Consider the following 12447-nt stretch of genomic DNA (forward strand, 5'->3'; position numbering starts at 1 on the left):
TATGTTAGGTATTACTAATCCTTTATTATGCCGCAAAGATACGCGAAAAAGAAATATTTCATGTAATAAACCAAATTAAGGAATACATTGTTTAGTATGTATGGAATACAAAATTATAAACAACGTGGATAATAACCGTTTCGAAGCAAAGCTAGACTCGGAAGTAATAGGGTTGATCGATTACGAATTAAGTGAGGGTAATGTGTTAATAGTTCCTCATACCGAAGTCAACACCAAATACGAAGGACAAGGTATTGCAGGAGCTATGACGAAGGCTTTACTCGAATTTGCGTCCGTAAACTCGTACCGGATATTACCGATATGCCCTTATACAAAAGCATATATCGACAGGCACCCCGAATACCACCAACTGTTATAACGGGAAAGATAGCCCAAAATCCGGGTTATTCTTTCTCTTTATAGACGAACTTATTCCATTCGAATACCTTCGGCTTATCAAGCAAATAAGGTTCTACAGCCTTATAGTCATCTTGTGCCAGATAACTCTGCAATTGGTATTCTGCTGTAACATTCTTGTCCTTAGCCGAAAAAGCCATCTTTATCGGAGTCATATCCACAACTGCTGCTGCATTGAGATAATCCTGTGAAGTCTGATCAATATCTTTCTTGAAAAACCAATCTCTTCCCACTTTCGGAAAAAGGCTATCCCTGTCAAGAGGTTCCCATGATGTTGTATAGAAATCGATTCTGCTATCGCAAATCTGGCCGCATACTGTTGTAATAACTCCAATAATACTCGAATTGTTAACTAATGGCAACAATTTGATTTGGAGAATTCCGGCATCCGAAGTTTTCAAGGCTATATAATCGTCCGAATAATCGAGCCGTACAACGGAATCTCCGACTGCATTGATTATATATACTTCTTTATTCAACGAATCGGGAAGTTCAACAGCTAACTCCTTCTTCTGATCCAAAGTCACCCCAATCAACATATTGTCGGGCATCGACACCACCGCTGAAGCTATATTCTGAGCTTTAAGCACCGGAAATAACGAGAATATAAGAAGTGCAACTAATATCTTTTTCATAATTTATCAATATTTCATAAAACAATCAGCTAAAATACAAGCTTATAGCCGAGCAATAAGCTGTTTTTATTTCGTACCCAAATATAGGAAAAACATCCCTATAATTATCAGAACCAAGTCGAGAGCTTTTCCTTTTAAGTTTTTTTCATGGAAGAACAACACTCCTCCGATAAAAGAGATCACTACCGATCCCCGTCTTACCATCGATACGATCGAAATCATTGCATCCGGATCCGACAGTGCATAGAAGTAAACAAAGTCCGCCAAGGTAAGAAAAAACGACACCAGCAGAATACTCCATTTCCAAGAAAAGGGCGTTGATTTTGCTCTTTTCGGATACCACAGAATAATCAGGACAACCAACATCATAATACACTGATACAGGTTGTACCAGAACTGAACTGCTGTAGAGCTGAACTTTTGCATCAAATACTTATCGTACAGTCCGCTTAATGCTCCGAGAACGGCAGCAATAAAGATGAACAATACCCATTTGTTTTGCCTGAAGTTGATTCCTTCCTTTTTGCCGGTTGCAGATAACAGGAAGAATGAAACAATAGTGAGTAATACCCCGATCCACTGATACAGGTTAAGGCGTTCGCCAAAGATGAGTAATGCTCCTACCAGTGTCATTACTGGACGTGTTGCATTAATCGGGCCTGTAATAGTCAACGGCAGATGCTTAGTCGCAAAATATCCGAATATCCACGAAGAGAGTACTATCAACGATTTCAACACAATATACAGGTGTGCCTCTAACGAAACTACAGGCACATAATATATAGTTCCGGCTAAAGTTTCGCCCGACAAACGGGATATAAAAAACAGGGGAGACAGTAATAAAGTACAAAATAAGGTATTAAGAAACAAAACAGGTATCACGGCATTGTTATGTACCGACATCTTTTTGTTTATATCATAACACCCTAGAAAAAAAGCTGACACAAAAGCTAACGCTAACCACATATTATCATTTATTCATTATCGGGAAATAAGTGAGACGGATATTCCACACCTTCGAGAAACAACGCCTGTCCCGGAACAGAGAGTCCGGCTGCACCCCGGTCTTTCGACTCGATGATACGGCGCACCCCCTGCTCATCAAGCTTACCCCGTCCTGCCTCGAGTAATGTACCCACAACCGCGCGTACCATATTCCGCAAAAAACGGTTAGCCTGAATTGTAAATACATAATCATTATCATTACATATCCATCCGGCTTGCATAATAGTACAATTGTTTGTCTTTACATCGGTATGAAGTTTGCTGAAAGAAGTAAAGTCCTCGTATTCGAATAATACACGGGCACACCGGTTCATGGCTTCCACATCGATGTTTCCATATACCTTGTACTTAAACGGATATCCAAAAGGGTCTTTTTGTGTAGTCACATAATAGCGATACAAACGCGAAGTAGCATCAAAACGGGCATGTGCATCTGCTGTAACAGGCACAATTTTGTAGATTACTATATCATTGGGTAAAATCCTGTTCAGCTTATCGGTCAATAAAAGAATGTCTTCAACAACGGCATCGAAGTGAGCCACCATCAGCCGGGCATGTACTCCGGCGTCAGTCCGTCCTGCCCCTACTATCGGAGCCTGACACCTCAGCAAAGTAGACAAAGCTTTCTCTATAACTTCCTGAACAGCCAATCCGTTCGGTTGAGTCTGCCATCCGCAATAGTTACTTCCGTTATAAGCCAGGTATATAAAATAGCGCTTCATCCTATCCTTTTGTCTATCGTACGGTTATATGAAAACAGGCTTGTTTACGTTCGTGCACAATATAACACTTTCCCCTTTCGCGCAAATCATGTAAAACCTGAGCCAGAACCAGTTTCAGTTTATCCACACTCACCTCATCCTTTCCCTCAGGCCCTATCTTCTGAAAGCGTTTCCACGAAATATCGAAAGTAGTACCATATGTATGAGCCGAGTTGTCACTGGCATTCCGGTTTCTTTTTGTCAAAACTTCAACATCAGCCATAGTACGTGTCACACTTGTCACTATGGGCTTGTAATGAGCCAGCTTTTTGGAGTCCAGCGAATCCCTGAAATTGGCACATATCTGAACCAGTAAAGCCGAAGCATCAGGTACAAGATATGGTACGGAATGAGTCAGCTTATCAACTTTAAACAAATCGAGTTCCATTGGTAGCCTAACCATCTTTTTCTCATACTGAGCTGTATCAGCGCGATCCATCATTGGCGAAATTCCTTTGTTGACTGCCGCCGAAAGATGCTTATCGGGCATATCATTGAAGGTTTTATAGTCGCCTCTGAAACGGGTATATACTTTTTGAGGTTCTTCAACATTTACGGAATCTTCTTTCTTGCCGCCGCAAGCAAACAAGCCTAAAACAAATACAATATATAAAACAGTTCTTATTACAAACATCGAAAATAGGGGAATATATAGATACGTAATTTTTGGTACTGCAAAATTAGCAAATAAAAAAGGAAAGCCCAACCTAACTCCCTGTTAGTTACATATACTAAACAAACTTATACAAATCAGTATACACAGTTGTCACTCTGATGTCACCTTTGTCACCCTGATACTTCACTGCTAATCAACCGATAGCAGACTTAAAAGTGACAAAGGTGACAAAAGTGACACTGTTTTTGTAAATTATTTTCTTTATCTGTTCTTCCATTTATTTATAGATAAAATATTTCCCTGAAATTCGTTTCAAGGATTAAACTACGTTCAGAAAACACATTAGCAACAATCAGAAAGATCTGTAATACCGGATATTATATTCACATTAACGAATATTATGCAATAACCATGATAACACTTGCATTTTTATATAAAAAAAAGAAACCCCGATCAACATTTAACGATGATTTTATTCTTGAACGTTTTTTATACTAAAGTTTTAGTTAGATTTGCCACCTCAAACAAACACTAATTAATTTTTTTTTATGAGAATTTCAACACTAATCATCTTTTTAGGAATAGGTGCATGCACTCTATCCTCAGTACAAGCACAGGAAAAAGAATCACCCTGGACATTTGGAGTAAAAGCCGGAATCAATTTAAGCGATTCCGAAATGGGAGCGTCCGAGACCAAAACAGGTTTTACCGGAGGAGTAACCGTTGAATATGCATTAAAAGACAACTTCTTCCTTAGTTCCGGTCTCGAGTTTAAAACCAAGCACTCATCTATTGGAGAATCCAGTTTCTACACAGCTGAGTCGGGCAACTTAGAAGCAACCAGATACTATAACAACAGAATCACATCCAGCAGATTATCTTATCTGCAATTACCCATTGCCGTTGGATACAGACTGCCCCTATCGCCCAAGTTCAACCTAACCTTCAAAACCGGTGTATATGTTGCATATGGCTTAGGCGCAAGCGTACGGGAAGAGACTTATGCACAGTACAGCTCAGACGGTCCAATAAGTAATAATAACATCAATTATGAATACAGTGTGAATAAATATTCCGGAACAGATGTTTTTGGCGGAGTAGAGCGTTTTGACTACGGATTACTAGCCGGAGCCGGAGTCGAGTACAAACGTATTTCATTGAACGTCGACTGGGAGATGGGGCTACGAAGCTATGGGAGCAATTCTTCCTACGGAGCCGCCGATCTTATATCCAGAGGATATGGATGGAAAAATAGGAATATAACATTATCCGCAGGTTACAGATTCTAATAAAGTTTAATTACCATTTTGTCTTAAAAAAAAACAGGGTGTGTCATGATAATTGGCACACCTTTACTTTTATCTAAAACGAACATATTGTAATTCTTCTTTCCGGATACAAAGATTGGTTGCAAACCATCCGGTTAAGACACTTTTTAGCTCTTCTCTATTAACAGTTGTATTATCTTTCCGGAAAACGAGATAATTTTCACAAACTATATTTTCAATAAATTCTCTGACAGTTTTATACCTAAACCTGTTGCTTAAACGAGTAATTAATGCCAGAGAAGTGGAGAAACACAATAACCCGCTCAATCCTATTATTACATTAAAGAATAAACATGCTATGGAAACAGAAATCAGAAACAACAATACCGAAACGATTTTTCCATTAGGTTCAAACATATAAAGTTTACAGCCCAGCTCATATTCAAGTTCTCTGACAAGAACCAATCTTTCCTCTTTAGAAAACATATTATCCAAATCTGTCGAAGGTCTCAATTTCTCATGGGCAAATCCAAGCCTCTGTACTAATGCCTTTACTCGATAGAAAACCTGTTGGGTTGTACATTGATTATCATTATGCAGGGAAATTTTATCTATTATAAGAATGGTCAAATCTTCAAAGCTCGACACCTTCAATAATTCATTATTATCAAATTTAATATTAAAATTATCTTCTATACACAGCAACAAATCCATTTCTAAGTCTTCCAGTTGCCCATTATTCAGCTTTATTTCTTTCATCCAAGTGGTATATTTTGTAGTATCACAATCTATTTCATCGGTTATCTAGTATGCTTTTTAATCCAGTCTAACATAAGATAACAAGCCGGGGCATAGACAGCTCCATGGTCAAAACCCTCCAATTCATACAAAGTCACATCGGGATGTCCGACAGTTTTAAGAATAGCATACAGGTGAGCATTCTCTTCGTAACGTGCCGACATTTCCAAAGTCTTATCTCCTGTTATTAATAATATAGGGGAGGCATCTTTCCTTGCATGACTGATCGGTGCATACTCATCTATGTAAGGTATATCGAATGGCAAACCCCGTTCTCTCTTTATTGTATAATGAGTATTTGTCTGTCCGCTTACAGGTATCAGCCCCTTTATATCATCTGCATCTATACCATATCTGGCCAGATAGGATTTATCAAGCCCTATCATCAAAGCCAAATACCCTCCGGCAGAATGTCCCGACACGTAGATATTACGGTCCGACCCTCCATATTCAGCAATATGCTTAAACACCCATGCAACAGCCTCAGCTGCATCTTCGGTATAAGCAGGATTTGTGGCTTTAGGGCTAAGCCTGTAATTAACGGCTATAACCGCTACGCCTTTCTCTTTCAACTCCGAGGGAATACCCTTCTCTCCTCCTTCGAGTCCTCCGCCATGAAACCAGACAATAGTCGGGAAATCTTTTTTACCGGTAGGATAATAGATGTCCAGTTTACAACGTTCCAGCTTGTAACTATCCTTTTCGCCAGCGGAAACATAAGAAATATTTTCTTTTAACTGATAATCTTGAGAAAAACTCAGGAGATGAGCAGAAATCAAAACTCCGAATAAAATTAGTCGATGCAGCATGTGTGATTATTTTTTATGTGAATCAATAGATAAAAACATTTTTATTTTTCTACTACTTTCTAACGCACCCTATCGGGTTTGTTCTTCATTTTGCCTTGATGCAAAACGATACAAAAAATCAAGACTGCGCCTGCAAGCCCGACCCGTTACGTGTTCGAAAGCGAAGACAACTAAAATACGTTTAATACAACTGCTATTTGTCTTTTAACGCTTTCTTCTCACAACGGGTATCCCGTGCTTTACGCCGATGTCAAAACCTGACGGGCGTAAGCTAAGGCGCATACAGAGGTGCAGCCGTTATCTGACGAGTGAAGTTGCCGTTAAAACTAAACTCTGTTTGAGTACCGAAAGGACGAGTTTTGTTTAGTTTTGGCTACAAACGTTGTCAGATAGGCGAAGGCTCGGAGCGCCAATGAGTTTTTGCCTTCTTTTGGGGCTTAGGCCAAAAGAAGGGTAAGTAATCTTTGATTGCGCACAGTTAATTAAGCAATTATTTAAAAGAACCTCGTTCAATTACCCATCGTTATTATTTGATTAAAAAAGTCGTATTAGTTTAATTTATCAAAGATATAATTTAATACATAAATCTATATGCAAAAGAGATGCTCAAAGAAACAAAAAACCTGATATTTACCAATATAAAAGATTTTCGGAATAAAATTTAGTATCTTTGCGCCCTTAATTAAGAACTATTGCACTATTCATTTAAACGGATGAACTCATGCTTACGAAAGCAGCAAACAAAGCTGAGACCTTATTCAAATCTTTCAGGCCACAGATACTAGACTCTCTCAAAGGATACAACAAAGATAAATTCATGGCTGACCTTATGGCCGGGCTTATCGTGGGTATAGTCGCCCTACCTTTGGCTATTGCCTTCGGGATAGCATCGGGAGTAAGTCCCGAAAAAGGACTTTATACCGCAATTATTGCCGGATTTATAATCTCCGCACTCGGGGGTAGCACTGTGCAGATAGGCGGCCCTACAGGTGCTTTTATTGTTGTTGTATACAATATTATCGAACAGTTTGGGTTCGAAGGGCTGGTCATCACCACCATTATGTCAGGTATAATGCTCATACTGATGGGAGTGCTTAAGCTGGGGGTTGTCATCAAATATATACCCTATCCGGTAATAGTCGGATACATGAGCGGTATAGCCGTCACTATATTTTCGACCCAGATAAAAGATTTCTTTGGTTTGCAGGTTACAAATACACCTCCCGACTTTTTGGGAAAATGGCATATATACATTGCTAATTTTTCCACACTCGATTTAGTGACTGTAGGAATAGGAATCTTAAGCCTGATTATAATCATCTTCTCCCATAAAATCTCGAAGAAAATACCTGGTTCATTGATTGCCGTAGTATTCGTTACCATCCTGGCATATTGCCTGAGGCACTTTTTAGGCATAGACTCTGTCGAAACTATCGGCGACAGGTTTATATTCAAAAGCACATTGCCCGACATAGAAGGTGTATCGTTCAATATCCGAACCATCAACATATTGTTTCCATATGCCTTCACACTGGCAATACTAGGTTCTATAGAATCTCTCATATCGGCAAATGTAGCCGACGGGGTAACAGGTGCCAAGAATAACTCCAATATGGAACTGATAGCCCAAGGGGTAGCCAATATCATTACTCCTTTATTTGGCGGTATCCCTGCCACCGGAGCGTTAGCCCGTACCATGACCAATGTCAGTAACGGAGGGCGAACCCCTGTTGCCGGAATCATACATGCAGCGTTTTTGTTGCTCGTTGTTTTATTCTTAGGCAATCTTACCAAACATATCCCTATGGTATGTCTGGCCGCGATACTTGTGGTGGTATCGTATAATATGAGCGAATGGCGTTCATTTCTGGCACTGCTCCGTAATTCGAAAGCGGATGTTGTGGTTCTGGTTACAACATTCCTGCTGACAGTTATTTTCGACCTGACTATCGCCATCGAGATAGGGTTACTATTAGCAGTATTCCTGTTCCTGAAACGTATCATGGACGTCACGGAAGTTTCAGTTATAACCAATGAACTGAATCCGACCGACAACGAGAACACCCCCGATGAAGAAAAACTGACTATTCCTAAAGAAGTAGAAGTCTACGAAATCGATGGGCCTTTCTTCTTCGGCATCGCCAACAAGTTCGAAGAGAGTATGCACATCATAGGTGATCAACCTATGGTCAGGATTATTCGCATGAGAAAAGTTCCGTTTATAGATTCCACAGGGCTACATAATCTCGAAAGCCTCTGTAAAAAATCACAAAGCGAACATATCCGCATGATCCTGTCGGGTGTCCGTCCAAATGTGCACGATGCTTTGGATAAGTTCGGGTTTTCGGATTTAATCGGAGAAGAAAACATCTGTCCCAATATAACGGTAGCACTCGAAAAAGCAACAGCTATAGTAAAACACAGTAAAGCAAAAGCCGACTAAGTTTCAATATTTAGGCACGTTAAATTCAAAATATTCTTGTATATTTAAAATAAACTGTCTACTTTTGCAAGCCGAATTCAGATTACAGAAAATAATAACGAAATAATATATCAAGCAATGAAAAGAACTTTCCAACCTTCAAGAAGAAAGAGAATTAACAAACACGGATTCCGCTCAAGAATGGCTACAGCCAACGGACGCAGAGTGTTAGCTGCACGCAGAGCTAAAGGTAGAGGTAAATTAACTGTATCTGACGAAGCTGCAAAATAAGAAGACTTTCAGTAAATCTGACAATATGAAAAGAGTAAGAATTAAATAAATTCTTACTTTTGTTGTTTTATAACTAACCCTTTTTCGACTGTTCACAAAAATGACATGGTTCGACATTTGCATATTTATTGTAACGGCTTATTGCATATTCAAAGGATATAAGACGGGATTAGTCAAGCAACTAGCCACACTGGCAGGGTTGGTTGCAGGAGCCGTTTTGTCGGGACAGATATCAACCATTATCCGACCCCTTATACAAGGAAAAACCGAATCATCGGATTATATACTCGAACCCCTTTCTTATATATTGGCATTCGCAATCATTATGCTTGCATTTTATCTGTTGGGGACACTCGTTCAAGGAATACTCGAAGCTGCGAAAATGGGAACTCTGAACCGGCTTGCCGGTATCGTGCTTTGCCTCACCAAATGGATGTTTGCGATAAGCATTGTGCTCAACCTCCTTATCAAAGTAGATACCAACCGGATTATAATCAGCCACGAAACCGAAGCCCGGTCTAAAACCTATAAATACGTGCAACCTCTGGCTCCCTATCTGGTACCCTATCTTAAATTTGGACTGGACAAAGAGTGATTATCTGGAAAAGTTGGTTAATTTTGAGTTTTAGTATTATCAAAACTTCGGGACATGCCTCAAGATCGTGAAGAATACACAGAACAGTATCCATATAAATTAGGTTTAGCTTTAAGTGGAGGTGGGGCAAAAGGATTCGCTCATTTAGGGGTACTCAAGGCTATGGACGAACTGGGCATACGCCCCGACATCATTTCGGGAACCAGTGCCGGAGCTTTTGCCGGTGTGCTATATGCCGACGGATACAGTCCTGATGAAATAATATCATTCTTTAAGAAAAAATCATTCAAGGAATTCGCCGAATTAACTATACCTCATACCGGAATATTTAAAACAGACCGTTTTAAACGTTTCCTAAAAACGCATCTTAAGGCTAAGACTTTCGATGACCTGCATATTCCGATGAAGATTATCGCCACAGACCTTGCCAATGGCACCAGTGTTGCTTTTGACGAAGGCCCCCTGATTCCGGCAGTTATAGCATCGTGCGCATTTCCTATCATATTCACTCCCGCCGAGATCAATAATGTATACTATGTAGACGGAGGGCTGTTCAAAAACTTTCCGGTAACACCTATTCGCTTCGATTGCGAAACCGTTATCGGAGTCAATGTCGCTCCTTTAACCAAACAAGAGTTCAAAAACTCCTTATTATATGTTGCCGAAAGATCATTCCACTATATGTCGGTATCGAATTCTTTTGCCGACCGCAACCTTTGCGACATATTACTGGAAACCGAAGCTTTGTCTCAATACGCTATGTTTACACTCGAACACACAGAGGAAATAGTCAATATCGGATATGAATTTGCAAAAAAAGAATTCGCAAAACCCGGAAATCTGGCAATAATCAACAAAATATCTCCGATAAACAAAAATCAGGCAATTTAACACTGATATTTCAGCTGCGATATTTAATAAGTAATATATTTGTTTGTAAATTTGTGCTCCAAAATAAACCGAACCAGTATATAAAAAGCTCATCAATGGAACAAATACCATTTAAAATCTTCTCAGGAACCAATTCCCGATATTTAGCAGAAAAAATTTGTAACAGCCTAGGCTGTCCACTCGGCAACATGAATATCCAACGCTTTGCCGACGGCGAATTCTCAGTATCATATGAAGAATCGATTCGCGGACGTCAGGTTTTCCTTATCCAATCTACATATCCCAGTTCAGACAATCTGATGGAATTGCTCTTGATGATAGATGCAGCAAAACGGGCTTCGGCACGGTCGATAGTTGCCGTTATACCATATTTCGGATGGGCCAGACAAGACCGCAAAGATAAGCCACGTGTATCAATCGGAGCAAAATTAATTGCAGACATGCTTGCGGCAGCAGGAATCAACCGACTGATAACAATGGATCTACACGCTGATCAGATACAAGGATTTTTCGATGTTCCGGTAGATCACCTGTATGCTTCAGCCATATTCACCAGCTATATCGATACATTAGATAAGGAAAATCTGGTTATAGCAACCCCCGACGTAGGAGGGACTAAGCGTGCCAGTTCATATGCAAAATACTTCGGGGTACCGATGGTTATTTGTTACAAACTCCGCAAAAAGGCAAACGAAATATCCGAAATGCAGATCATCGGTGATGTCGAAGGAATGGACGTACTTCTCGTAGACGATATAGTAGATACGGCAGGCACAATAACTAAAGCAGCCGACCTGATGACATCCAACGGGGCACGTTCGGTAAGGGCAATAGCCAGCCATGCCGTAATGTCCGACCCTGCATCAGAACGCGTAGACCAATCGACTCTTACCGAGATACTATTTACCGATAGTATCCCCTACTCTAAGAAATGCGAAAAGGTTACTATTTTATCAATTGCTGATGTGTTTGCAGACTCTATCAGACGTGTATGTAATAACGAATCTATCAGCTCTTTATACGTTTTATAAAGACAAATCAAAATATCCGGAATCAGGATTAATCACCATGGTTACATCCTGATTCTTTTGTTTAAAATATAGATTATTTGGCAGTTTCGACAAATAAGAATATTTTTGTTCCATAAATAATACTCGGATAATAATAAAATACAGCGAGCATAAAGTAACAGAATAGCCCGATCACACATATCTGTTACACATACACTTGCCATAACAAAAGGGATTGAATCCTTTAAACAGTTTTAAGAATGAAAGTGCATCATGAAGGCCGTAGTGAACTCATTGTTCTGTTTATAATCCTGTCGGTTATAAGCGGATCACTTGTCTATTTTTTCGGGAAAAACCTTTTTACTTATGTAATATTATCTGCCTCGGTGGCGCTTTTCCTTATTGTACTGAACTTTTACAGAAGCCCGTACAGACGATTCAAAGGAGATATGGACAACTCCATAGTATCTCCGGCAGATGGAAAGATCGTTGCCATAGAAGAAGTTTTTGAGCCTGAGTATTTCAACGAAAAACGTATACAGGTCTCTGTATTTATGTCTCCGTTAAATGTTCATGCCAACTGGTTTCCTGTAAACGGAACCGTGATTGTAAAAAAGCATCACAACGGACGCTTTCAGGCAGCATATCTTCCTAAGTCGAGTACCGAAAATGAAAGATCAACAGTAGTTATAAGAAGATCAGACGGTGTTGAGATCCTTATGCGGCAAATTGCAGGAGCAATGGCAAAACGAATTGTTACTTACCCCGAAGTAGGAGAAGAAGCACATATAGACGACCATATGGGATTCATTAAACTAGGATCGCGTGTCGACTTATTCTTACCATTGGACACGAAAATAAACGTGGAACTCGAACAGAGAGTGACAGGAAATCAAACAATAATAGGAGAACTACCCCTAAAAAAATAA

14 protein-coding genes are annotated in these 12447 nt (G+C 39.7%); 8 read left to right on the plus strand and 6 right to left on the minus strand.

Annotation, left to right across the window (positions count from 1 at the left end; genetic code table 11):
* Positions 1-100 precede the first annotated feature (100 nt).
* Entirely contained in the window at positions 101-379 is a 279-nt protein-coding gene (locus BUC12_RS11345) for a GNAT family N-acetyltransferase (RefSeq protein WP_062178345.1), read from the plus strand.
* A gap of 25 nt (positions 380-404) precedes the next feature.
* On the opposite strand, the gene BUC12_RS11350 is transcribed toward BUC12_RS11345, so the two are convergent.
* The 4 genes from BUC12_RS11350 to BUC12_RS11365 form a co-directional block, all read right to left on the minus strand.
* Complete coding sequence (locus BUC12_RS11350) at positions 405-1052, minus strand: DUF3256 family protein (RefSeq protein WP_062178342.1); 648 nt, start codon at positions 1050-1052, stop codon at positions 405-407.
* Positions 1053-1118: 66 nt separating this feature from the next.
* The gene (locus BUC12_RS11355) at positions 1119-2018 is read right to left on the minus strand and encodes an EamA family transporter (RefSeq protein ID WP_062178339.1); all 900 of its coding nucleotides are present in this window, start codon (positions 2016-2018) and stop codon (positions 1119-1121) included.
* A gap of 8 nt (positions 2019-2026) precedes the next feature.
* Complete coding sequence (truA, locus tag BUC12_RS11360) at positions 2027-2779, minus strand: tRNA pseudouridine(38-40) synthase TruA (RefSeq protein WP_062178336.1); 753 nt, start codon at positions 2777-2779, stop codon at positions 2027-2029.
* A 13-nt stretch (positions 2780-2792) separates the two neighbouring features.
* On the minus strand, positions 2793-3452 hold the full coding sequence (locus BUC12_RS11365; protein WP_062178333.1) for a DUF5715 family protein: 660 nt from the start codon (positions 3450-3452) through the stop codon (positions 2793-2795).
* 530 nt (positions 3453-3982) lie between these two features.
* On the opposite strand from BUC12_RS11365, the gene BUC12_RS11370 reads away from it, so the two are divergent.
* Positions 3983-4723 carry a porin family protein gene (locus BUC12_RS11370; RefSeq protein WP_062178330.1) on the plus strand — a complete coding sequence of 247 codons (741 nt, stop codon included), beginning with the start codon at positions 3983-3985 and terminating at the stop codon, positions 4721-4723.
* A 69-nt stretch (positions 4724-4792) separates the two neighbouring features.
* Here BUC12_RS11370 and BUC12_RS11375 read toward each other — a convergent pair whose 3' ends face one another.
* The gene (locus BUC12_RS11375; RefSeq protein ID WP_062178326.1) at positions 4793-5461 is read right to left on the minus strand and encodes a hypothetical protein; all 669 of its coding nucleotides are present in this window, start codon (positions 5459-5461) and stop codon (positions 4793-4795) included.
* Positions 5462-5502: 41 nt separating this feature from the next.
* A complete protein-coding gene (locus BUC12_RS11380; protein WP_394333934.1) occupies positions 5503-6306 on the minus strand; it encodes an alpha/beta hydrolase in 804 nt (267 codons plus the stop codon).
* Between the two features lie 724 nt (positions 6307-7030).
* Between BUC12_RS11380 and BUC12_RS11385 the strand changes: the two genes are divergently transcribed.
* From BUC12_RS11385 to BUC12_RS11410, 6 genes are all read left to right on the plus strand, one after another.
* Positions 7031-8752: a SulP family inorganic anion transporter gene (locus BUC12_RS11385; RefSeq protein ID WP_062178321.1), complete on the plus strand. Its 1722-nt coding sequence runs from the start codon at positions 7031-7033 to the stop codon at positions 8750-8752.
* Between the two features lie 117 nt (positions 8753-8869).
* Positions 8870-9022: a 50S ribosomal protein L34 gene (gene rpmH / locus BUC12_RS11390; protein ID WP_062178318.1), complete on the plus strand. Its 153-nt coding sequence runs from the start codon at positions 8870-8872 to the stop codon at positions 9020-9022.
* A gap of 100 nt (positions 9023-9122) precedes the next feature.
* Positions 9123-9617: a CvpA family protein gene (locus BUC12_RS11395; RefSeq protein ID WP_062178315.1), complete on the plus strand. Its 495-nt coding sequence runs from the start codon at positions 9123-9125 to the stop codon at positions 9615-9617.
* Positions 9618-9671: 54 nt separating this feature from the next.
* Positions 9672-10508, plus strand: a complete 837-nt coding sequence (locus BUC12_RS11400; protein WP_062178312.1) for a patatin-like phospholipase family protein — start codon at positions 9672-9674, stop codon at positions 10506-10508.
* A gap of 95 nt (positions 10509-10603) precedes the next feature.
* Positions 10604-11539, plus strand: coding sequence for a ribose-phosphate pyrophosphokinase (locus BUC12_RS11405; RefSeq protein ID WP_062178306.1), 936 nt, complete (start codon positions 10604-10606; stop codon positions 11537-11539).
* Positions 11540-11778: 239 nt separating this feature from the next.
* Positions 11779-12447 (plus strand): phosphatidylserine decarboxylase family protein, encoded by a 669-nt coding sequence (locus tag BUC12_RS11410; protein ID WP_062178303.1) that lies wholly within the window; start codon positions 11779-11781, stop codon positions 12445-12447.

Source organism: Indolivaga macrotermitis, from assembly GCF_900128985.1.
Classification (GTDB): domain Bacteria; phylum Bacteroidota; class Bacteroidia; order Bacteroidales; family Dysgonomonadaceae; genus Dysgonomonas_A; species Dysgonomonas_A macrotermitis.

What these genes read in the sequence shown, in the direction of transcription:
- BUC12_RS11345 (WP_062178345.1), top strand. Translation starts at nt 101, where the DNA reads ATGGAATACAAAATTATAAACAACGTGGATAATAACCGTTTCGAAGCA.
- BUC12_RS11350 (WP_062178342.1), bottom strand. Translation starts at nt 1,052, where the DNA reads ATGAAAAAGATATTAGTTGCACTTCTTATATTCTCGTTATTTCCGGTG.
- BUC12_RS11355 (WP_062178339.1), bottom strand. Translation starts at nt 2,018, where the DNA reads ATGTGGTTAGCGTTAGCTTTTGTGTCAGCTTTTTTTCTAGGGTGTTAT.
- truA (WP_062178336.1), bottom strand. Translation starts at nt 2,779, where the DNA reads ATGAAGCGCTATTTTATATACCTGGCTTATAACGGAAGTAACTATTGC.
- BUC12_RS11365 (WP_062178333.1), bottom strand. Translation starts at nt 3,452, where the DNA reads ATGTTTGTAATAAGAACTGTTTTATATATTGTATTTGTTTTAGGCTTG.
- BUC12_RS11370 (WP_062178330.1), top strand. Translation starts at nt 3,983, where the DNA reads ATGAGAATTTCAACACTAATCATCTTTTTAGGAATAGGTGCATGCACT.
- BUC12_RS11375 (WP_062178326.1), bottom strand. Translation starts at nt 5,461, where the DNA reads ATGAAAGAAATAAAGCTGAATAATGGGCAACTGGAAGACTTAGAAATG.
- BUC12_RS11385 (WP_062178321.1), top strand. Translation starts at nt 7,031, where the DNA reads ATGCTTACGAAAGCAGCAAACAAAGCTGAGACCTTATTCAAATCTTTC.
- rpmH (WP_062178318.1), top strand. Translation starts at nt 8,870, where the DNA reads ATGAAAAGAACTTTCCAACCTTCAAGAAGAAAGAGAATTAACAAACAC.
- BUC12_RS11395 (WP_062178315.1), top strand. Translation starts at nt 9,123, where the DNA reads ATGACATGGTTCGACATTTGCATATTTATTGTAACGGCTTATTGCATA.
- BUC12_RS11400 (WP_062178312.1), top strand. Translation starts at nt 9,672, where the DNA reads ATGCCTCAAGATCGTGAAGAATACACAGAACAGTATCCATATAAATTA.
- BUC12_RS11405 (WP_062178306.1), top strand. Translation starts at nt 10,604, where the DNA reads ATGGAACAAATACCATTTAAAATCTTCTCAGGAACCAATTCCCGATAT.
- BUC12_RS11410 (WP_062178303.1), top strand. Translation starts at nt 11,779, where the DNA reads ATGAAAGTGCATCATGAAGGCCGTAGTGAACTCATTGTTCTGTTTATA.